Source organism: uncultured Sphingomonas sp., from assembly GCF_964250165.1.
In the GTDB taxonomy this organism is placed as follows: Bacteria; Pseudomonadota; Alphaproteobacteria; order Sphingomonadales; family Sphingomonadaceae; genus Sphingomonas.
In genome coordinates, this window is record NZ_CAXUEK010000146.1 from 1 (window position 1) to 2,661 (window position 2,661).

Consider the following 2,661-nt stretch of genomic DNA (forward strand, 5'->3'; position numbering starts at 1 on the left):
GCCTCGGCGGTCTGGAACATCGCCAGGCTGTGATGCTCGTGGCTGCAGCGCAGGAACGCGGTCCGCAGCACGCCATGCTCGTCGCTGACCCGGTCCGACAGCGCGAAGCCGGTGACGTGGAGGTGGAAGGCGAGCAGCCGGTCGATGTCGGTGGTGGCGAAGACGACATGCTGGAGCCGCGCGGCGCGCGCCGCCGTCGTCCCCTCCGGCGCGGGCGGCGCAGGCTCGGCCACGCCCATCACGAAGCCGTTGCCGTCGGGATCGCCGAAGCGGATCGCCTCGCCCGCATATCCCGGCCACGGCGCCTCGTGCAGCGGCACGCCCGCGGCGTCCAGCCGCGCGCGCAGCGCGTCCGCTTCGGCGGCATCGGCCAGCGCATAGCCGGCATAATCCAGTGTCCGCGCCGGGCCCGGCACGATCCGCAGCCGTCGGTCCGCGGCGACGCCGAGCAACCCGCGACCGTCATCGGCGAAGCGGTAGCCGAGCGCCCGCGCATAATAGTCCGCCAGCGCCGCCGGGTCGGGCGAGCACAGGGAAAGCTCGCGCAGCGAGGCATCGAGCGCGGCATGGCGAAGGATCGACATTGGGCATCTCCGAAGACTGCATTCTCGTTTCGCGAGAATACACCCATAGCGTGCGCCCGCAAACCGCTTCCTTGCCCGGGGCAGACGGGCATGACACGACGTTCCGGGTCAGGAAGGAGGCTGCCGCGTTGTCCACGTCCGATCGGCTGCTGGCGATCCTCGACCTGTTCACGCTGGACCGGCCCGACTGGGCGGTCGAGGAGGCGGCGGCTGCGCTGGGCATCGCGACCAGCACCGTCTATCGCTACTTCAACAGCCTGAGCCGCATCGGGCTGCTGACCGCGCTGGGCAGCGGGCGGCACGGGCTCGGGCCGACGGTGATCCGCTACGACCGGCAGCTCCGGCGGACCGATCCGCTGGTACTCGCGGCGGGCAGCGAGCTCGACCGCCTCGCGCGGCTGCTGCCCGGGCGATCGGTGGCGTTCCTGTGCCGGCTGTTCGGGGATCAGGTGATCTGCGTCGCCCAGGTGGCGATCGCCGACCCGCCGTTCGCGCTCGGCTACGAACGCGGTCGCCCGATGCCGCTGTTCGCCGGGTCGGCTTCCCGTGTCATCCTGTCGCACCTCGATCCGCGACGGTTGCGCGCGCTGTACCGACGCGAGCCCGCAAGCTTCGCGAAGGCGGGGCTCGGCGACGACTGGGAGCCGGTCCGCGCCGCCTTGCGCGTCCAGCGGGACGCGGGCGGGTGCATTTCGAGCGGAGAGGTCGACGCCGGCATGCGCGGCGTGTCGGCGGCGGTGGTCGCTGCCGGCGTGCTCGGCTCCGTCACCGTGGCCGGACCACGCTCGGCGTTGACCGAAGCAGCGGCGCGGCGCCTGCTGAGCGAGGTGGTGGACGCCGCCCGCGCGGTGGAGCGAGGCCTCGGGCGCATCGCGGAACGTCGCCGTTAACCCTTGCCGTCCCCCATCCGTCGGCTTAGGTTTCTCACAGGATGGGAATAGATGATGCGCTTTGCGAGCTTTACGACAGACGGCCGGGCGAGCTGGGGCGCGGTGCGCGATCGCCACGTCACGCTGCTTCATGACCGCTGGCCGACGCTGAGCGATGCGATCGCCGCCGATGCACTGGCCGAAGCGGGTGCGATCGAAGCGCCGACGGTGGCCATCGATGCGATCGAATGGGGCACGCTGATCCCCCATCCCGGCAAGATCCTGTGCGTCGGGCTCAACTACGAGGATCACCGCAAGGAAACCGGGCGCGCCGTGGTGGCGCATCCCACGATCTTCACCCGCTTCGCCGATTCGCAGACCGCGCACCACGCGCCGATCCTGATGCCCGCCGAGTCTGACCGGCTGGACTATGAGGGCGAGCTGGCGGTGGTGATCGGCCGCCCCGGACGCGCGATCCCGGAGGAACGCGCGCTGGAGCACGTCGCGGGCTACAGCTGCTACAATGACGGCTCGGTGCGCGACTGGCAGAACCACACGATCCAATTCACCCCGGGCAAGAACTGGCCGCAGACGGGCGCCTTCGGGCCGTGGCTGGTGACCCCGGACGAGCTGGGTCCGCTCGGGCCCCAGCGGCTGCAGACGCGGCTGAACGGCGAAGTGATGCAGGATGCGCTGCTCGCCGACATGATCTTCTCCGTTCCGCGGCTGATCGCCTATTGCTCAACCTTCACGCCGCTGGCGCCCGGCGACGTGATCGTCTCGGGCACGCCCGGCGGGGTCGGCGCGAAGCGGGAGCCGCCGGTGTTCCTGCGCGTCGGCGATCGGGTCGAGGTCGAGATCGACGGCATCGGCACGCTGGAGAACGGGGTCGCGCGGGCGGCCTGACGCGATGACCGACGTCGTCATCGTCGGCGCCGGGCCGACCGGGCTGACGCTCGCCAACCTGCTCGGCGCGGCCGGGGTCGCGACGCTGCTGGTCGAGGCGAACGACGCGACCGTCGGCGAGCCGCGCGCGGTTTCGATCGACGACGAGACACTGCGCACCGTGCAGGCGATGGGACTGCTCGACACGGTCGCGCCGAGCATCGTCGCCGGCTACGGCTCCGACTATCGCTCGCCGCGCGGGCGCGTATTCCTGACGGTGAAGCCGGCCGCGCAGCCCTATGGCCACCCGCGCCGCAACGCCT

General features: G+C 71.4%; 4 protein-coding genes. 3 read left to right on the plus strand and 1 reads right to left on the minus strand.

Going from position 1 to position 2,661, the window contains the following annotated elements; genetic code table 11:
• The coding region (locus ACFE64_RS15565; protein WP_375393363.1) for a VOC family protein at positions 1-584 on the minus strand (584 nt) is incomplete at its 3' end.
• Between the two features lie 128 nt (positions 585-712).
• Here ACFE64_RS15565 and ACFE64_RS15570 point away from each other — a divergent pair.
• The 3 genes from ACFE64_RS15570 to ACFE64_RS15580 all read left to right on the plus strand — a co-directional run.
• Complete coding sequence (locus ACFE64_RS15570; protein WP_375393364.1) at positions 713-1,474, plus strand: IclR family transcriptional regulator; 762 nt, start codon at positions 713-715, stop codon at positions 1,472-1,474.
• 54 nt (positions 1,475-1,528) lie between these two features.
• Positions 1,529-2,359 (plus strand): fumarylacetoacetate hydrolase family protein, encoded by an 831-nt coding sequence (locus ACFE64_RS15575; protein ID WP_375393366.1) that lies wholly within the window; start codon positions 1,529-1,531, stop codon positions 2,357-2,359.
• A gap of 4 nt (positions 2,360-2,363) precedes the next feature.
• Positions 2,364-2,661, plus strand: a 298-nt coding sequence (locus tag ACFE64_RS15580; protein ID WP_375393365.1) for an FAD-dependent monooxygenase, incomplete at its 3' end; no start/stop codon positions are given.

Coding starts and splice junctions, on each gene's coding strand:
- ACFE64_RS15575 (WP_375393366.1), top strand. CDS start 1,529: ATGCGCTTTGCGAGCTTTACGACAGACGGCCGGGCGAGCTGGGGCGCG.